Raw genomic sequence first — 16,349 nt, 5'->3', positions numbered from 1 at the left:
CGGGCGGCGGGTGACATCGGACACGAGCACAGGATACGGGTCGGTTCTGAGAGGGCCCGGCGACGCCGCGGTCACGGCCGTGCTGCACGCCCGTCTCGATCCAGGTTGCACGCCGGTCCCACTTCGTATGGCCCCCCGACTTGACGCTCACTGTCGCTGATACCTAGATTGATGTACCGAATGTGATCCACATAACAGTTGCCGGGAAAAGTGGCCCACCACGCCCCGGCGGCGTGTTCGCACCGCAGACAGGGGTTTGGCTATGGCCGACGCGGCAGTGACCACCAAAGAAGCAGAGGCCCGTCTCGCATGGGTGTCACAGGCGCGTTGCCGTGGGGGTGACCCCGACGAGCTGTTCGTCCGCGGCGCCGCCCAGCGCAAGGCCGCGACGATCTGCCGCCACTGCCCGGTGCAGCTGGAGTGCGGGGCCGACGCCCTCGACAACCGCGTGGAGTTCGGCGTGTGGGGTGGCATGACCGAGCGTCAGCGCCGCGCACTGCTCCGCCAGCACCCCGAGGTCACCTCGTGGGGCGAGTTCTTCGAGCTGCAGCGTCGGCGTCACGCCGATGCCGTCTGACCCGGCCGCCTGAGCCAGCCGTCTGACCTGGCCGGTTCGCCCGGTCGGTCGAGCTAGACCGCGTCGCCGACGATCTGTTCGACGACCGCCCTGAGGGCGGTCATGTCGGCCACCTCGAACGGCAGCGACGGCACGCCCACGATGGGCACGCCCGGGTGCGACGACGTGAACCGCTGCAGCAGCTGCAGTTCGCGACGACCGGTCGTCGTCCTCTCGGCGTGGATCGACAGCACGGCCCGCGCCAGCGGGTCGTCGGCGGACTCCAGTGCCGAGCGCGCGGCGTCGGCGCTGATGGTCGTCAGGTTCGGATGCGTCCGGTTGAGGATCAGCCCGGCCAGCGGCATCGACTCCTCCGACAGCCGCTCGACGAAGAACGCGGCCTCCCGCAGCGCATCGGGTTCCGCCGCCGCGACCACCACGAACTGCGTGCCGGGCCGCTTGAGCAGTGCGTAGGTCGTCGAGGCGCGGTCCTGGAAACCACCGAACATCGCGTCGAGGGACTGCACGAAGGTCGACACGTCACGCAGGGTGTCGCCGCCGACGATCGTCGAGACGCCGCGCATCGCCAGGCTGACGACGCCGGTGACCACGCGGCCCACGCCGCGGCCCCCGCCGAGCAGCACCTTCATCAGGCGTCCGCTGAGGAACGAGCCCAGACGTGCCGGCGCGTCGAGGAAGTCCAGAGCGTTCCGCGACGGTGGGGTGTCGACGACGATGAGATCCCACTTGTCGAGCGCGATCAGCTGACCCAGCTTCTCCATCGCCATGTACTCCTGCGTCCCGGAGAACGAGGTGGCGACCGTTTGGTAGAAGGGGTTGTTCATGATCGCCTCGGCGCGGTCGGGCGTCGAGTACTGCGTCACCATCTCGTCGAAGGTGCGACGCATGTCGAGCATCATCGCGTCGAGCGATCCGCGGCCGTCGATCGCGACCGGCTGCGGGGTGTTGGTCAGCTCGCTCATCCCCAGCGACTGCGCGAGGCGTCGCGCCGGGTCGATGGTGAGCACGACGACCCTGCGTCCCTGCTCCGCGGCGTGGACGGCCATCGCCGCCGCCGTCGTGGTCTTGCCGACACCGCCGGCCCCGCAACACACGACCACCCGGGTGTTGCTGTCGGCCAGGACACGGCCCATCTGCAGTCGTTCGGTCATCTCATGCACCTGCCTGGCGCAGCAGCGCCGCGATCTCGTAGACGCGACCGAGGTCGACGCCGTCGTCGAACGACGGGATCTCGACAGCCGCGACATCGATCTCGTCGAGTTGGGACTTGGCCACCTGCTGGGCCTGGACCCGGCCGGCGTGTTCGATGGCCTCGGTCAGCAAGCCCTGCAGGTCGGCGTCGGTGGCCGTGAGTCCGGCGCGGGTGAGCGCCTCCGCCAGCGCCGGTCCGTCCACGTCACCCTCGGCGACGGGATCGATCTGGTCGTCGGACAGGTGTGGCGGCGCGACGCGGTTGACGATGAGTGCGCCGACGGGCAGGTCCTTGCCGCGCAGCTCGGCCACGGCGTCGATCGTCTCCTGGATCGGCATGGCCTCCAGCAGCGTCACCAGGTGCACGACGGTGTTCTCCGAGTGCAGCAACTGTGCGACACCGTCGCTCTGGTTCCGGATCGGGCCGGTCTTGGTGAGGTCACGCATCGCCGTGGTCACATCGAGGAAGTTGCCGATGCGTCCGGTCGGCGGTGCGTCGACCACGATCGCGTCGTAGACGGGACGGCCGCTGTCGTCGACGCGGATCACGCACTCCTTGATCTTCCCGGTGATCAGCACGTCCCGGAGACCCGGCGCGACGGTGGTCACGAAGTCGATCGCACCGATACGGCGCATCGCGCGACCGGCGAAACCGAGGTTGTAGAACATGTCGAGGTATTCGAGGAGCGCGTGCTCGATGTCGATCGCGAGCCCGTGCACCTGCCCGCCGCCCTCGGCGGTGGCGATCTTGGTCTCGGTCGGCGGCAGCGGCGGCCTGTCGAAGAGTTGGGCGAGGCCCTGACGTCCCTCCGACTCGACCAGGAGCACCTTCTTGCCCTCGCCGGCCAGGGCCAGGGCGAGTGCGGAGGCGAGGGTCGTCTTGCCGGTGCCGCCCTTGCCGGAGACGAAGTGCAGCCGGGCGCGGCGTGCGCTCTCGGGCCAGGCATCGCCGGACTCGGTGACAGCCTTGTTCAGGTCGGTCACGCGTCGTTGCGTATCGGTCGCGGGTTGTTGCGCCACATCTCCGAGGATATCGACGCGCGGGTCCCGCCAACGCCGATCGGCGGGTGATGCGGGGCACGCCCGAGTGGATAGGGTGGCGGCATGAGTGAGCTCACCCGCTGGGAATACGCGACCGTGCCTCTGCTGACCCACGCGACCAAGCAGATCCTCGACACGTGGGGCGCCGACGGGTGGGAGCTGGTCAGCGTCCTGCCGGGACCCACCGGCGAGCAGCACGTCGCCTACCTCAAGCGTCCGAAGGGCTGAGCCCCGTGACCTGGTCGCAGCGGTTGTCGGAGCTGGGCATCGAACTGCCCAAGGTGGTCGCGCCTCTCGGGGTCTACTACCCGGCCGTCCAGTCCGGTTCGCTCGTCTACACCTCCGGGCAGTTGCCGATGGCCGACGGTGAACTGACCCTGCACGGCAAGGTGTCCGACGGCGCCGAGGGTGTCGTCCGCCCGGAGCAGGCCACGCAGGCGGCGCGGCTGTGCGCCCTCAACGCTCTCGCCGCGGTCCACGGACTGGTCGGGATCGACACCGTGGTCCGTGTGGTCAAGGTGGTCGGGTTCGTCGCGTCGGCGCCGGGGTTCACCGGTCAGCCCGGTGTCCTCAACGGCGCATCGGACCTCATCGGCGAGATCTTCGGTACCGCCGGGCACCACGCGCGGTCCGCGGTCGGAGTGGCGGAACTGCCGCTCGGCTCACCGGTCGAGGTGGAACTGATCGTCGAGGTCACGAGCTAGACCCGTCTAGGCGGCGGAGGCGAGCACCAATCCGAGTGCGCAGGCGCCGACCGACAGCCCCAGGGTGCCGAGCAGATTGATCAGCGCGGCGGCATGTCGTCGCGCCTGCGCCAGCCGGACGGTCTCGACGCTCGCGGTGCTGAACGTCGTGTAGCCGCCGCAGAACCCGGTGCCCAGTACCGTCTGCCAGTCGGGTGATGCGGCGTGGAACAGAACAGCACCGGCGAGCACCCCGAGGACGAACGAGCCGGAGATGTTGATACCGACCGTCGCCCAGGGGAATCGGGGCGCCAGCCGCGCCTTGACCTCGGAGTCGACCACGAACCGGGTGACACTCCCGAGAGCCCCGGCGAGAAACACGAGGGCGACGATCACGACTCGACCCCGCGACGGACCAGAGCGGTCGCCGTGACGATCCCGAGCCACACCGCGACGAGGCCGGCGAGCACCGACACCACCCCGTAGAGCACGGCCATCCCCACGGCGTCGTCCCGCACGAACAACGAGATCTCCAGCGCGAGCGTGCTGTAGGTGGTGAACGCTCCGCAGAACCCGACGCCCAGGAGCAGCCGCACATCTCGTCGACGCCCGGTGTCGTCGCCGAGACGGACGAGGGCCTCGAGCAGCAGACCGAGGGCGAACGCCCCGAGCATGTTCGCCACGAATGTTCCTGTGGGCCAACCGGTCCCGTGGTGCGGGAACGCCTCCTCGAGTCCGTAGCGTGATGCGGTGCCGACGATCCCGCCGAGGAAGACGAGCGCCAGGGCGCCCGGTCGGAGGTGTGTCACGCCTCGCGGAGGTACTGCAGCTGCGCCTTCACCGACATCCGCGCGGCGGGCCACAGCTTCTTGTCGACGTCACGGTAGACGCGACGCACCAGCTTCATCGGCTTCGCCTTCTCCGGGGTGGTGCCGAGATCGGCGATGGCGGAACGGATCTGGTCGATCCGCTCCTCACGGTGCCGCTTGTAGAACTGGGCGACCGGGATGAGATCGGGATGGTCGGGCCCGTGCCCGGGGAGGATCGCACAGTCGGTGCCCTCGACGATGAGCCGGTTCAGCGAGTTCATGTAGTCGCGCAGGGTGCCGTCGGTCGGGTCGAGCACGGTGGTGCCGGAGCCGAGGATGGTGTCCCCGGTGACCATTGCGCGTCCGACGACGCGCGCCGGCTCGTCGGTCGCCGTGTTCGCCGGGTCGTCGACAGCGACATGTTCGACGAGGAAGCTGACCGAGTCGCCGGTGTGACCGGGGGTGGTGAGGACGGTGATCCGCAGACCCGCCGCCTCGATGACCTCGCGGTCGGCGAGTCGTGCGCCGTCGCGGCAGTGCTCCTCGGTGCGCGCACGTACCGGTGCGCCGGTCATCGCGTGGAACCGCTTGATGGCGCCGGTGTGGTCGCGGTGGCGGTGGGTGATCAGCGTGAGCACCACCTCGCCCTGCTCGGCGACGCGGCGCAGGTGGTCGCGATGCTTCTTCGGTCCCGGATCGACGACGACGCAGTCGGACCGGCCGGGGGCCCTCAGGATCCAGGTGTTGGTGCCGTCGAGCTCCATCATCCCGGGGTTCTCACACAGCACCACCGACGCGAACGGTGTGACCTGCCTGGGGGTCTCGTACGCGGGATGCTCTGGTGCGCCCATGGCGCTGACGCTACGCCGTGTCCGCATCGTCGTGAACAGGCGATGCGCGGGGGTCTGCGGGTGAGGCCGGTCGAGCTGTGCTCTCAGATGGTGGTCGGCCAGGGCGACGTCGCCTGCAGCACGGCTTCGGTGAGTGCGCGGGTCCGCAGCTGCGTCACCTCCTGGTAGGCCGGGTCGGCCACCATCTCCGAGAACGCCCGACGCGAGGGATAGCGGACGATCAACACGGCGTCCCACTGCTGTCCGTCGTCGGCGACCAGCGCGGTCGACCCGTCGCCCGCGTAGAGCACCTCGCCACCGTGGCGCGGGAGAAACTTCTCGTTCAGCGCGGCCGCGTACTGCGCGTACGACTCCCGTCCGCCCTCGGCGAACCGCAGGAGGTTGAGCATCACGACCTCGCCACCGGGATCCTCGGCGAGGAAGCGTTTGAGGTCGGCGCCGCGCGGGTCTGTGGACATCTCCCGATGGTGACAGACGCCCGTCGCATGGTCAGGCGGGAAGGAAGACTCGACCGGTGATGGTCCCGCGCAGCGTGTGAGCGGCGACCGTGACCCATGCCCCGACGAGCACGACGTACAGCGCCACGGCGAGGACGTGGACGACGGAGATCCCGGCGGCGGTGCCGAGTGCGGTGGCGCCGGTCACGCAGGTGCCGATCGGGAAGGTGAAGCTCCACCAGGTGAGCGAGAAGCGCAGACCCCGGCGCGCCGCGTGGACGGTCAGCATGGTGGCGAGCGCGAACACCAGAATCCCGAAGCCGCCCATCGCGAACCCGTAGGCGATGCCGAACACGTGCAGTCCGGTCGCGATCTCGGCCTGCGTCCCGACGAACACCGATGCCGCGTGGGTGCCGAGCAGGTTGCTCGCGGTGATCGACTGGCCGATCACGCCGAGCGTGATCCACACGGTGGGGGTGGCCTGGACCGCGGGTACACCGCTGTGGACGAGTCGCGACCAGATCATCGTCATGGTGATCATCCCGAGGCACAGGCTCAGGCCGAACATGGCGTAGCACGCGGCGAGCAGGGCCAGTCGCGGCTGCCCGGCCGCGACGTGGTCGAGCAGAAGCGCGCCGGTCGACGCCGACACCATGGGCGGCACGATCGGCATCAACCAGGCCGGCAGAGCCGTGGCGGTGCCGTGATCGCGGGCGGTGATCATGCGGAACGGGATCAACACGCTGGTCGCGAGGCCGGCCAGCGTGCCCGCAGTCCACAGGACCCCGTCGATCCACACCGCGGTGCTCGTCCCGATCAGCGACGGGCCCAGCGTGATCGCGCCGGCGCCGACGGTCAGCATGGCCATCGGCGGTGCGCCGTAGAACTGCGACATGACCGGATGCGCAGCGTGGGCCCGGGCGTTGTCGCGGTGCATCACCCAGTGCGCGGCGAACGCGACCGTCAGCGCGACCAGGGCGGCCGACGCGATGAGCCACACGACGAGTGCGAACGCGTGCAGGCCCGTGAACTGCAGGGGCAGGGTCGCCGCGGCGTTGGCCACGATCCCCGTGCCCATCACCGACGCGTACCAGTTCGGGGTGATGTGAGCGATGACATCGCGCGGGTGCTCGAGCTCGGCGAGGACACGTCGACTCGCCGTCCGCGGGAACGTCACGGGAGGGAATCCGGCGTGTGCTGCGGTCATGAGATGAGTCTCGGCCGACAGGGTCATCGCTGGTAGAGCGCCTGCGAGCGTGAGCTCACAACCGCGAGTTGTGGCAGCTCACCGGTCCGCGTTGTGGGTGCCGCGGCCGATGTGGTCGACGAGATCGCGAGCGGGTCCGGCGGGAGGCGCCGCTCCGCCGAGCCAGATGGCCCGCAGGGGACGGCTCAGATCGAGTCCCGTGGTCGGGACGAGGACCAGGCGGCCCATCGCGAGGTCGTCGGAGACGGCGAGTCGGCTGATCACGGCGGGGCCGGCATCGGCGGCGACAGCCGCGCGGACCCCGGATGCGGTCGGCATCTCCGCGGCCGGGGCGACCGGCGCGCGGTCCGGTCCTGTCGCCGCCCGCAGGGCCGCGTCGAGGAACAACCGCGTCCCCGATCCCGCCTCACGACTGACCAGCGGCGTCCGTGCGAGGGTCGCCGCGTCGACGGTGACCCCGGACCCGGCCCACGGATGCGACGGCGCGACCACGAGCACCAGGTCGTCGTGCGCGACCACCCGGCTGCGCACGTCCGACGGCACGTCCGGCGCTTCGACGAACCCCAGCGCGGCGCGTCCACCGCGGACCGCGTCGACGGCGCCGTCGCTGTTGCTCGCGGTCAGCGTCACCTCGGGCGGGGTCACACCCGCGCGGACGGCAGCGGCGCGCGACGACACCAGCCAGCGCGGCAGGAGCTGCTCGGCGATGGTCTGGCTCGCGACCACGGTGAGGTGATCGCGGGACTCGCCGCGGATCCCGGCGAGCCCGGCGTCGACGCGGTGGGCGGCGTCGAGCACGGCGGAACCCCACTCGGCGACCAGCGCGCCGTGGTCGGTGAGTGTCGATCCCCGCGGGGACCGCTGCACCAGTGCGACCCCCGTCCGGGTCTCCATCGACCGGATGCGCGCGGACGCCGCCTGCTGGGTCATCCCGAGTTCGCGTCCGGCGGCGCCGAGGCTGCCGGTGCGGGCCACGGCGACGAGCAGTTCGAGCGCGGCGAGATCCGGCATGCGCGGGCTCAGCCGGCGGTCGTCGATCACCGCCCGTCACCGTCGGTGGGAGGCGAGGTCATCGGCGCGACGGCAGGGGCGACGGGGGCCTCGCCCGCGATGCGTGCGGAGTAGATGGAGTAGCCGTCGACGCGCCGGGTCACGGCGGTCGCGAGGACGGTCGCGACCACCATCGGCGCCATCAACGACAGGCCGCTGTGGGTCAGCTCCACGACCAGCAGGAGGCCCGCGAGCGGTGCCTGCATCCCGGCGCCGATCATCGCGGCGGCACCGATCATGGCGTAGGCACCGACCGGGCTGCCCGGCCACAGGTGGCCGAACAGGATGCCGCCGACGGCGCCGATCGCGGCGCCTGTGCACATCACCGGGGTGAACAACCCGCCCGAGGCCCCGGCGCCGAGACACAGAGCGGTGACGACCGGTTTGAGGACGGCGAGCGCGGCGAGGACCGCGACGCTCCCGATGCCCAGGAACGCGTCGTGGGCGATGGACCGGCCGTTGCCGTAGAGCTGCGGGTACACGACGGCGAGCGCCGCGAGGCCGGCGAACACCACCGGGATGGCGACCAGGATCCAGGCCCCGCGTGCCCCACGGAACGAGATCCAGCCGATGAACCGGATGTACACGGCGGCGAGGACACCGATGACGGGTCCGGCGACGACCGCCCACACGAGCAGTCGCACGTCGAAGGCGTAGTCGGGCACGCCGGGGTAGATCGGGTTGTCGCCCAACGACACCCACGCGACCATCGTCGCGACGGCCGCGCAGGCCAGCGCGGGCATCACCGTCGGCAGGGTGACCGAACCGATCAGGACCTCCGCGGTGAACAGGGCGCCGCCGAGCGGGACGTTGTAGACCGCTGCCAGTCCGGCGCCACCGCCACAGGCGACGAGCAACCGCCGCTGCGCATCCGACAGTCGCGCCCACTCGCCGACGAGGCCGCCGGCCACGGCGCCCATCAACTTCGGTGCGGCCTCACGGCCGAGCGATGCTCCCAGGCCGATGACGATCTCGGACAGCACCGACGTCCCGGCGCTGCGTCGGAACGACAACCGGCCCTCCCCGGTCCACAGGACCTCGTCGGCCTCGGACTTCATGCCGGGTGTGAACTTCCGCAGGAGATACCACCCGACGCCGCCGATCACGCCGGCGACGAGCACGGGGGTGGCGCGTTCCCACCCGCCCGCCCGCTCGACGGCGGCGGTGAACCCCTGTCCGTCGCTGCCGACACCGAAGGCGAGGTGTTCGACGAGGAACAGCAGACGCATCAGGGCGATCCCCACGAGCCCGGCCACGACGCCGACCACGGCGACGAGCACCCAGAACCGCGGTGTCAGGGGCGTGTCCCCGTCGTTCGTCACGTTCGGCTGGATCATGGAGCCGCGCCCGGACGGCATTCGCTTCTTCACCAGCGGCAGCGGGCGGCGCTGACGCTCCGACGAGGTCATCGTCGGGTCTCCGCGGTGCCGGCCGACATCATCCCCGCATTGTCGGGGACGACCCCGCAGCACACCAGCAGTGGGTGTGACACCCGTGCCACCATCGACAGGTGGTCGACGCGGTGAACGGTGACAAGCTGTCGCGCATCCGCGATCCGCACGTCGCACCCCTCAACGAGCTCGTCGCGACCTGGCGCCGCGACCACGCGATGGTGCCCTGGTTCGATCCGGACGACGGTGGCGTCCGGGCCCGGCTGCTGATCCTGATGGAGTCGCCGGCGCCCCGCACCATGCGCGCCGGCGGAAGCGGGTTCTGCTCGGGGGACAACCCCGACCCGAGCAACCGGTTGCTGTCGTCACTGCGAGGTACGCACGGGCCGCCCCGCTCGGACTGTCTGAAGTGGAACATCGTCCCGTGGGCCGTCCTCGACGACGCAGGCGGCGCCCGGTCGCCGTCCGCGCTCGAGCTCGCCGAGGGCGGCGCCATGCTGCACGACGTCCTCTCCCGGGCGACGGACGTCGAGGTGGTCCTCACTCTCGGGCGCCCGGCTCTCGCCGGGTACATGGGCTACCTGACCGCCGAGCCGGGCCGCCGCCTGCTGCCGGTGGTGGCCGCACCCCACCCGTCGCAACGCAACGCCCGAGGGCGCGACGACGCCGTGCGCCGGATCGAGACGGCCTTCACCGCGGTGTCCACCCATCTCCGGGCCCACAGCAGGCAGACAGCGTCGTCGCATCGGGACGACAGGAACCGACCGTAGGTTCGTCTCTGTTCGCACCTGCGGACACCCGATGCCGCCGGGTCCGCTCTCGACCCCCGACCGGAGCGGATGCGGCGCATCGGACACCCGGACCCCCTGCCGCCCACAGCGTCAGGGGGTCCGTCGTCACCCGACCGCGTCGAGCACCCGGCCGAGGACCTCCTGCACGTGCAGGCCCCGGTGGACGTCGCAGGCATGCGGGGTGCCGGACGCGGCCGAGGCCAGGAACTCGTCGATCAGCGTGGTGAAGCAGTCCACCGACGACGTCGACCGATCGGTCAGGGAGACGACGCCGTCGCGGCCGTGTACCGCGAACTCGGTGACGGTGGGACGTGCGGGGACACACAGCGACAACTGCAGCGCCGAGGTCGCCCCGCCCGCGTGGCCGAGGGTGATGTGCCACAGGTCGTCGGGGACGAGGCGGGCGTCGACCACCTCGGTGACCTCGCCGAGCGCCGCGTCGAGCAGGTCCACGACGTGGGGCCCCACATCGAGGAGCGCGCCGCCGTCCTTGCGCCACTGCGACGACGAGTAGCGACCGCCCAACAGGGCGCCGGACAGCCACCGCCCGATCCCACCCCCGTACTGCCCGGACCGGGCCGCGTCGAGGAACGCCCGGGTCTCGGGGGCGAAGCGCCGGGTGAACGTGACGATCGACGTAACGCCCGCCGCCTCGACGGCGTCGGCGAGTACGGCGGCCTGCTCGACCGATCCGGCGATCGGCTTGTCGAGGATGACGTGCTTGCCCGCCCGGACGGCCTGCAGCGCGATCGGTGCCTGCGCGTCGGGTGGTACCGCGAGACTGACGGCGTCGGCAGCGTCGAGCATCGCCTCGACGCTCTCGAACCGGGATACCGGCAGGTCGCCGGCCGCCTCGGGTCGTCGGGTCCACCCCCCGACGACATCGACATCGGGATGGGCGAGGAGTGCCGGGTAGTGGGTCTCGAGCGCCCAGGGGCCGGCACCGACGACGGCGATACGCATGGGGCCGAGCGTATCGCCGGAGACCCCGTGCGCTCTCCGCGATGCGGCCGGTCGCGGCACCTGCTAGGAATCAGGCACCCGGAGAGAAGGCAGGTCCATGTCGACGAACACCCCCGACGCTCCGGCGGTGCCACGTGGGGGGTTCCGGCGGGGCGACCTCCGTCCGCTCCTTGCGATGGCCGGCGCCGTCGTCGCACTGCACGTCATCGGGTTCGCCGCGCTGATCGCCGTCGCGTCGGGCGACCACCGGATGGCCGGGGGAGCGGTGTTCGGCATCGGGTTGGGTGTCACCGCGTACACGCTGGGCATGCGACACGCCTTCGACGCCGACCACATTGCCGCCATCGACAACACCACCCGCAAACTCGTCGTCGACGGACGTCGACCGCTGACGGTCGGCTTCTGGTTCTCCCTCGGACACTCCACGGTCGTGTTCGGGTTGTGTCTGCTGCTCGCGGCCGGTGTCCGCGCGCTGGCCTCGCAGATCGACGACGACTCCTCGACGCTGCAGACGGTCACCGGCGTGTTCGGCACGAGCGTCTCGGGGCTGTTCCTCATCGCCATCGGCGTACTCAACCTCGTTGTGCTGCTGCGTATCCGACAGATCGTTCGGGACATGCGTGACGGCCGGTTCGACGAGGCAGAGCTCGATGCGCGGCTCAGCGAACGTGGCGTGATGACCCGGGTCGTCGGACGGTTCCTCGGCGTCGTCCGCGCGCCGTGGCACATGTACCCGGTCGGGCTGCTGTTCGGACTCGGGTTCGACACGGCGACCGAGGTGTCGCTGCTCGTGCTCGCCGGGACCGCCGCCGTCAGCCTGCCCTGGTACGCGATCCTCACGCTGCCGGTGCTGTTCACCGCCGGGATGTCGTTGTTCGACAGCCTCGACGGGGCCGTCATGCACTACGCCTACGGCTGGGCGCACCAACGACCCGCGCGACGACTGTTCTACAACGTGACGGTGACGGCGCTGTCGGTGGCGGTCGCGCTGCTGATCGGTGGGATCGAGCTCATCGGGTTGCTCGCGGACAAGCTCGGGATCACCTCGGGCCCGCTGGCCTGGATCGGTGCCATCGACCTCGAGTACGCGGGCTACGTGGTGGTCGCTCTCTTCGTCGCCAGTTGGGCCCTCGCCCTGGCCATCTGGCGTATCGGCGACATCGAGCGCAGGTGGTCGCCCGAGGGTCGGTGAACGCCGGGTCGAAAACCGGGTGACCGGTGATCGCTCCCGCGCCTACGCTGACCCGCCGTGAGGAGCACAGGCATCGTCCGATCATGGGACTTCGACGCGGGCCAGGGGATCATCGACTCGGATGACATCCCGGGTGGGTGCGTCGCCTCGGCGTGGGCGATCCGGCGTGAGGCCGTGACCGTCGACACCTCGGACGGACTCGAGACCCACGGTCTCGACACCGGCGAGGTCGTCGACTTCTTCTGGCGAACAGGGGACGACGCCTACGGGCCCGAGATCACCGATGTGTGGCCGTCGCGGTGTGCCGCGCCGGATTCGCCGTCGACGGGCGCGTACCGGACTTCGCTATGGATGAGTGCAACCCGCGAGGACGGCGTCACGATCATGCGGGAGGTCGATCCGTACAACCTGCCGCCGGTTCCTCCGCGACCTCCGCTACCCCGGACCACGGGTGTCGTTCGCGGGTGGCATCCGGAGGAGGGCTGGGGTGTGGTCGATTCGGACGCGACACCCGGCGGTGCATGGGTCCACTTCAGCGAGGTCCATGGAACCGGCTATCGGGTGCTGACACCCGGCGCGCGCGTCGAGTTCGCCTGGGAGGCCGCATCTCAGGACGGCTTCGCGTTCCGCGCATCCGATGTCGACGTGATCGCGTCGCCGGAGGCCTGAGTCAGGCGCGGGTGACGTCCTCGGGGGCGACCCAGCCGCCGAAGACCGACTCGAGGTGTTCGGCGACGGCGATGGCGACGTGGTCGTTGCCGGGCGCGGCGGCGACCTGCACGCCGACGGGCAGACCGCGGGGATCGAAGCCCAGCGGCACCTCGGTGACGGCCATGCCGAGCATGTTGAACATCGCGGCCCCGCCGAACAGCCAGGGCCGGGCGAGCGTCCCGTGGTGCAGGGGTGCCGGCGCGGGCAACGGGGGATGCAGCATGACGCCGTCGCCGACGGCGGTGAACACCTCGTCGGCGAGTTCGCGGGCGTACCGGTCGAGCAGGTCGCGCCCGGGCTTGGGGAGCAGTTCGGGGATGCGGTCGCCGATCATCGCCAGGCGCAGCTGCAGGCTGTCGGCCCGCAGGACGGCCGGCGTGAGGTGGCGACCCGGCTTCTCCGACAGCGAGTCGAACAGGGACATGACCGGCATCCCGGCATGGCGGCGCAGTTCCATGAGGTAGCTGGCGATCACGCGACGCATCCCGGGCATCGGTTGCCAGGTCACGTCGGCGCCGGCCTCGGCGAGCGCCCGACCGGCAGCGTCGCGGGCGTCCCGGACGGCGCGGTTCATCGGCCGCACGAACGACGACTTCGTCGGCACGACGACGGTGAGCCCGTCGAGGTCGACGGATCCGACTTCCCCGCATCGGGTTCCGTCGTCGTCGGCGAGGATCCGCAGCAGCGGCATGAGATCGCCCGCGCGGCGGGCCATCGGGCCCAGCGTCTCCATCGTGTCGAGGTCGGCGTCGCCCGCCAGCGACGGGACGCTCTCGTTCGCGGGCACGAGACCCGGCGACGGCTTGTGCCCGAACACGCCGCAGTAGAACGACGGGATCCGGATCGACCCGCCGGTGTCACCGCCGATCCCGATGGGGCTGCCGCCGCTGCCGATCGCGGCGCCCTCACCACCCGAGGACCCACCGGAGACCCGGCGCTCGTCGTAGGGGTTGTTGGTCCGGCCGTGGACGCTGTTGGTGCTCTCGATGCCGAGACAGAGCTCGGCGGTGTTGGTGACGCCGAGGACGATCGCCCCGGCTGCACGGATGCGCTGGACGGCGACGGCGTCGGTCGGGGAGACGATGCCGCGTCGGCTCGCCATCCCCGCGGTGTGCGGCATCCCGGTGACGGGGATCGACTCCTTCACCGTGCACGGCACCCCCGCGAGCGGACCGCCGGGCGCCTCACCCGAGGCGATCCGCGCGTCGACGGCATCGGCCTCGTCGAGGGCGGCGTCGTACCGGTCGGCGACGACGGACGTCAGCGACGACCGGCTGCGGAGGCGACCGATGTGGAATTCGACGACCCGCCGGGACGTGACCTGTCCCGAGTGGATCGCCTCGGCCAGTTCGGCGGCGGAGGCGTCACGGAGCCACACGTCGGTCACGGTGCTCACCCGGTCCGACGCGGCGTCAGCGGGCGCGACGCGCCAAACGCTCGGAGTCGGCGATGAGGACGCTCTTGCCCTCGAGCCGCAACCATCCACGCTGGGCGAAGTCGGCCAGTGCCTTGTTCACGGTCTCGCGGGAGGCGCCGACGAGCTGGGCGATCTCCTCCTGCGTGAGGTCGTGGGTGACGCGGAGAGCCCCGGCCTCCTGGGTGCCGAAGCGCTGCGCGAGCTGCAGGAGCTGCTTGGCGACGCGACCCGGGACGTCGGTGAAGATGAGGTCGGCGAGGTTGTTGTTGGTGCGCCGCAGACGACGGGCCAGGACGCGCAGCAACTGCTCGGCGATCTCGGGGCGGTCGGCGATCCACGCGCGCAGGGCGTCGCGGTCCATGGAGACCGTACGGACCTCGGTCACCGTGGTGGCCGACGACGTCCGGGGGCCGGGATCGAAGATGGACAGCTCACCGAACATGTCCGACGGACCCATGATGGTCAGCAGGTTCTCGCGACCGTCGGTCGACCGTCGGCCGACCTTCACCTTGCCGCTGAGGATGATGTAGAGCCGGTCGCCCGGCTCGCCCTCGTTGAAGATCACGTGACCGCGAGGGAAGTCGACGGGCTGTAGCTGCTTGGTGAGAGCGGCCACCGCGCTGGGCTCGACTCCCTGAAAGATGCCGGCCCTGGCCAGTACTTCCTCCACGTACGTCCCTTTCATCGCCGTCGGCGTGAGCGGCGGTGTTCTCGCACGCCCGTCGTGGTGAGTGTCAGATGTGTCACTCACATGTGATGTCGAGTCTACGACCATCCACCGCGCATAGGCGGTGAACCCGCTGCGGTGGGTGTGGGGCGGCGCGCGGAGCCTCAGCCCGCGCGATGCGTCCGGGTGCCGAGACCCTGCTGGAACTCGCTCGGCAGGTCGAACTCGATGGTGTCGCGCCGGTGGGCGAGATCGTCGTGGTCGCGGGGGTGATCGGCGGGCGTCGAGGACGGGAGCGCGGTCGCGTCGGGCAGTGCGGCGGAGGCGAGGAAGTCCTCGACCTCCTCGCGGTGCACGCTGTGGTCGTCGACCTCGTTCTCCATGCGTTCCATGGCGAGTGCGAACAGCATGAGCACCGCCGGGAAGAGCAGTACGGCCAGTCCGTGCATGGCTTGCAGTAAACACACCGCAGGTCTCGACAGGGCAACGACGACCGGGGTCGGAACACAAGTGTTACCTCGCGCGGCGCTCCTGAAGAGCCCTTCAGGGGGCCTCAGTAGTCTTGCCTGCGTGAACGAACCGGACGCCGCTGTTCCCGCGTCAGCGAGCGGTACGCGACCTCGTCGCAGGACCGCGGCGGAGCGCGGGACCGAGACCCGCACCGGGCTGGTGCGCCGCGCACGACGAATGGACCGCACCCTGCAGGTGGCGTTCCCCCACGTGTACTGCGAACTCGACTTCACGACGCCGCTGGAGCTGTCGGTGGCGACGATCCTGTCCGCACAGTGCACCGATGTCCGCGTCAACATGGTCACCCCGGCACTGTTCCGTCGGTACCCCGACGCGCAGGCCTATGCCTCCGCCGACCGGACCGAGCTCGAGGAACTGATCCGCAGCACGGGCTTCTACCGCAACAAGGCGACGTCGATCATGGGGCTCGCGCAGGCGCTTCTCGAACGGTTCGACGGTGAGGTCCCCGGTCGACTCGAGGATCTGGTCACGCTGCCGGGATTCGGTCGCAAGACCGCGAACGTCGTGCTGGGCAACGCATTCGGGGTGCCGGGCATCACCGTCGACACGCACTTCGGCCGGCTGGTCCGCCGGTGGCGGTGGACCGAGGAGACCGACCCGGTCAAGGTGGAACACGCCGTCGGCGAGCTCATCGAGCGCAAGGCCTGGACCGACCTGTCGCACCGCGTGATCTTTCACGGACGCCGCGTGTGCCACGCGAAGAAGCCCGCCTGCGGTGTCTGCGTCCTCGCCGCGGACTGCCCGTCGTTCGGGGAGGGTCCCACCGATCCACAGGTGGCGGCCGCGCTGGTGAAGGGCCCCGAGACCGAGCATCTGCTCTCGCTGGCCGGGCTGTGACGC

Annotated in this window: 20 protein-coding genes; 7 read left to right on the top strand and 13 right to left on the bottom strand. The window is 70.6% G+C overall.

Features of this window, described 5'->3' with window-relative positions:
• The first annotated feature begins 262 nt into the window (after nucleotides 1-262).
• Nucleotides 263-577: a WhiB family transcriptional regulator gene (locus LX14_RS05115; protein WP_253646175.1), complete on the top strand. Its 315-nt coding sequence runs from the start codon at nucleotides 263-265 to the stop codon at nucleotides 575-577.
• 53 nt (nucleotides 578-630) lie between these two features.
• Here LX14_RS05115 and bagB read toward each other — a convergent pair whose 3' ends face one another.
• Together bagB and bagA are read right to left on the bottom strand one after the other, a co-directional pair.
• Nucleotides 631-1,728, bottom strand: coding sequence for an ArsA family ATPase (bagB, locus tag LX14_RS05110; protein ID WP_253646174.1), 1,098 nt, complete (start codon nucleotides 1,726-1,728; stop codon nucleotides 631-633).
• A 1-nt stretch (nucleotide 1,729) separates the two neighbouring features.
• Nucleotides 1,730-2,752: an ATPase BagA gene (bagA, locus tag LX14_RS05105; protein WP_253646173.1), complete on the bottom strand. Its 1,023-nt coding sequence runs from the start codon at nucleotides 2,750-2,752 to the stop codon at nucleotides 1,730-1,732.
• Nucleotides 2,753-2,872: 120 nt separating this feature from the next.
• Between bagA and sp36 the strand changes: the two genes are divergently transcribed.
• Both sp36 and LX14_RS05095 read left to right on the top strand, forming a co-directional pair.
• Nucleotides 2,873-3,037, top strand: a complete 165-nt coding sequence (gene sp36, locus LX14_RS05100; protein WP_253646172.1) for a Sp36 family protein — start codon at nucleotides 2,873-2,875, stop codon at nucleotides 3,035-3,037.
• A 5-nt stretch (nucleotides 3,038-3,042) separates the two neighbouring features.
• Nucleotides 3,043-3,513 (top strand): RidA family protein, encoded by a 471-nt coding sequence (locus LX14_RS05095; RefSeq protein ID WP_253646171.1) that lies wholly within the window; start codon nucleotides 3,043-3,045, stop codon nucleotides 3,511-3,513.
• Nucleotides 3,514-3,519: 6 nt separating this feature from the next.
• Here LX14_RS05095 and crcB (LX14_RS05090) read toward each other — a convergent pair whose 3' ends face one another.
• The 7 genes from crcB (LX14_RS05090) to LX14_RS05060 all read right to left on the bottom strand — a co-directional run bounded on the left by crcB (LX14_RS05090) (nucleotide 3,520) and on the right by LX14_RS05060 (nucleotide 9,255).
• On the bottom strand, nucleotides 3,520-3,888 hold the full coding sequence (gene crcB, locus LX14_RS05090; protein WP_253646170.1) for a fluoride efflux transporter CrcB: 369 nt from the start codon (nucleotides 3,886-3,888) through the stop codon (nucleotides 3,520-3,522).
• Nucleotides 3,885-4,301: a fluoride efflux transporter CrcB gene (crcB, locus tag LX14_RS05085; RefSeq protein ID WP_253646169.1), complete on the bottom strand. Its 417-nt coding sequence runs from the start codon at nucleotides 4,299-4,301 to the stop codon at nucleotides 3,885-3,887. Before crcB (LX14_RS05085) ends, crcB (LX14_RS05090) begins: the two co-directional genes overlap by 4 nt.
• Nucleotides 4,298-5,152, bottom strand: a complete 855-nt coding sequence (locus LX14_RS05080; protein WP_253646168.1) for an MBL fold metallo-hydrolase — start codon at nucleotides 5,150-5,152, stop codon at nucleotides 4,298-4,300. Before LX14_RS05080 ends, crcB (LX14_RS05085) begins: the two co-directional genes overlap by 4 nt.
• Nucleotides 5,153-5,235: 83 nt before the next feature.
• Nucleotides 5,236-5,610, bottom strand: a complete 375-nt coding sequence (locus LX14_RS05075) for a DUF1330 domain-containing protein (RefSeq protein ID WP_253646167.1) — start codon at nucleotides 5,608-5,610, stop codon at nucleotides 5,236-5,238.
• A gap of 31 nt (nucleotides 5,611-5,641) precedes the next feature.
• Nucleotides 5,642-6,796 (bottom strand): TDT family transporter, encoded by a 1,155-nt coding sequence (locus tag LX14_RS05070; RefSeq protein WP_253646166.1) that lies wholly within the window; start codon nucleotides 6,794-6,796, stop codon nucleotides 5,642-5,644.
• A gap of 78 nt (nucleotides 6,797-6,874) precedes the next feature.
• Nucleotides 6,875-7,807, bottom strand: a complete 933-nt coding sequence (locus tag LX14_RS05065) for a LysR family transcriptional regulator (RefSeq protein WP_253647895.1) — start codon at nucleotides 7,805-7,807, stop codon at nucleotides 6,875-6,877.
• Nucleotides 7,808-7,833: 26 nt separating this feature from the next.
• Nucleotides 7,834-9,255 (bottom strand): chloride channel protein, encoded by a 1,422-nt coding sequence (locus LX14_RS05060; protein ID WP_253646165.1) that lies wholly within the window; start codon nucleotides 9,253-9,255, stop codon nucleotides 7,834-7,836.
• Nucleotides 9,256-9,356: 101 nt separating this feature from the next.
• Between LX14_RS05060 and LX14_RS05055 the strand changes: the two genes are divergently transcribed.
• Nucleotides 9,357-10,007, top strand: coding sequence for a uracil-DNA glycosylase (locus LX14_RS05055; protein WP_253646164.1), 651 nt, complete (start codon nucleotides 9,357-9,359; stop codon nucleotides 10,005-10,007).
• Between the two features lie 126 nt (nucleotides 10,008-10,133).
• Here the strand turns inward: LX14_RS05055 and LX14_RS05050 are convergent, their stop codons facing one another.
• Entirely contained in the window at nucleotides 10,134-10,991 is an 858-nt protein-coding gene (locus LX14_RS05050) for a Gfo/Idh/MocA family protein (RefSeq protein WP_253646163.1), read from the bottom strand.
• A gap of 175 nt (nucleotides 10,992-11,166) precedes the next feature.
• On the opposite strand from LX14_RS05050, the gene nicT reads away from it, so the two are divergent.
• Both nicT and LX14_RS20870 read left to right on the top strand, forming a co-directional pair.
• Nucleotides 11,167-12,183: a Nickel transporter NicT gene (gene nicT / locus LX14_RS05045; RefSeq protein ID WP_253646162.1), complete on the top strand. Its 1,017-nt coding sequence runs from the start codon at nucleotides 11,167-11,169 to the stop codon at nucleotides 12,181-12,183.
• A gap of 57 nt (nucleotides 12,184-12,240) precedes the next feature.
• On the top strand, nucleotides 12,241-12,852 hold the full coding sequence (locus LX14_RS20870) for a cold-shock protein (protein WP_253646161.1): 612 nt from the start codon (nucleotides 12,241-12,243) through the stop codon (nucleotides 12,850-12,852).
• Between the two features lies 1 nt (nucleotide 12,853).
• Here LX14_RS20870 and LX14_RS05035 read toward each other — a convergent pair whose 3' ends face one another.
• The 3 genes from LX14_RS05035 to LX14_RS05025 form a co-directional block, all read right to left on the bottom strand.
• The gene (locus LX14_RS05035) at nucleotides 12,854-14,281 is read right to left on the bottom strand and encodes an amidase (RefSeq protein WP_253646160.1); all 1,428 of its coding nucleotides are present in this window, start codon (nucleotides 14,279-14,281) and stop codon (nucleotides 12,854-12,856) included.
• 25 nt (nucleotides 14,282-14,306) lie between these two features.
• Nucleotides 14,307-14,981 carry a Crp/Fnr family transcriptional regulator gene (locus tag LX14_RS05030; RefSeq protein WP_253646159.1) on the bottom strand — a complete coding sequence of 225 codons (675 nt, stop codon included), beginning with the start codon at nucleotides 14,979-14,981 and terminating at the stop codon, nucleotides 14,307-14,309.
• 161 nt (nucleotides 14,982-15,142) lie between these two features.
• On the bottom strand, nucleotides 15,143-15,427 hold the full coding sequence (locus LX14_RS05025; RefSeq protein ID WP_253646158.1) for a hypothetical protein: 285 nt from the start codon (nucleotides 15,425-15,427) through the stop codon (nucleotides 15,143-15,145).
• A 238-nt stretch (nucleotides 15,428-15,665) separates the two neighbouring features.
• Here LX14_RS05025 and nth point away from each other — a divergent pair, with 238 nt between their 5' ends.
• Nucleotides 15,666-16,346 (top strand): endonuclease III, encoded by a 681-nt coding sequence (gene nth / locus LX14_RS05020; RefSeq protein WP_253647894.1) that lies wholly within the window; start codon nucleotides 15,666-15,668, stop codon nucleotides 16,344-16,346.
• Nucleotides 16,347-16,349: the final 3 nt, after the last annotated feature.

The organism is Williamsia deligens (assembly GCF_024171765.1).
Classification (GTDB): domain Bacteria; phylum Actinomycetota; class Actinomycetes; order Mycobacteriales; family Mycobacteriaceae; genus Williamsia_A; species Williamsia_A deligens.
Note: the sequence above shows the minus strand (reverse complement) of the source record. Positions and strands in the feature narration are given on the sequence as shown.

What these genes read in the sequence shown, in the direction of transcription:
- LX14_RS05115 (WP_253646175.1), top strand. Translation starts at nt 263, where the DNA reads ATGGCCGACGCGGCAGTGACCACCAAAGAAGCAGAGGCCCGTCTCGCA.
- bagB (WP_253646174.1), bottom strand. Translation starts at nt 1,728, where the DNA reads ATGACCGAACGACTGCAGATGGGCCGTGTCCTGGCCGACAGCAACACC.
- sp36 (WP_253646172.1), top strand. Translation starts at nt 2,873, where the DNA reads ATGAGTGAGCTCACCCGCTGGGAATACGCGACCGTGCCTCTGCTGACC.
- LX14_RS05080 (WP_253646168.1), bottom strand. Translation starts at nt 5,152, where the DNA reads ATGGGCGCACCAGAGCATCCCGCGTACGAGACCCCCAGGCAGGTCACA.
- LX14_RS05075 (WP_253646167.1), bottom strand. Translation starts at nt 5,610, where the DNA reads ATGTCCACAGACCCGCGCGGCGCCGACCTCAAACGCTTCCTCGCCGAG.
- LX14_RS05070 (WP_253646166.1), bottom strand. Translation starts at nt 6,796, where the DNA reads ATGACCGCAGCACACGCCGGATTCCCTCCCGTGACGTTCCCGCGGACG.
- LX14_RS05065 (WP_253647895.1), bottom strand. Translation starts at nt 7,807, where the DNA reads ATGCCGGATCTCGCCGCGCTCGAACTGCTCGTCGCCGTGGCCCGCACC.
- LX14_RS05060 (WP_253646165.1), bottom strand. Translation starts at nt 9,255, where the DNA reads ATGACCTCGTCGGAGCGTCAGCGCCGCCCGCTGCCGCTGGTGAAGAAG.
- LX14_RS05050 (WP_253646163.1), bottom strand. Translation starts at nt 10,991, where the DNA reads ATGCGTATCGCCGTCGTCGGTGCCGGCCCCTGGGCGCTCGAGACCCAC.
- nicT (WP_253646162.1), top strand. Translation starts at nt 11,167, where the DNA reads ATGGCCGGCGCCGTCGTCGCACTGCACGTCATCGGGTTCGCCGCGCTG.
- LX14_RS05025 (WP_253646158.1), bottom strand. Translation starts at nt 15,427, where the DNA reads ATGCACGGACTGGCCGTACTGCTCTTCCCGGCGGTGCTCATGCTGTTC.
- nth (WP_253647894.1), top strand. Translation starts at nt 15,666, where the DNA reads ATGGACCGCACCCTGCAGGTGGCGTTCCCCCACGTGTACTGCGAACTC.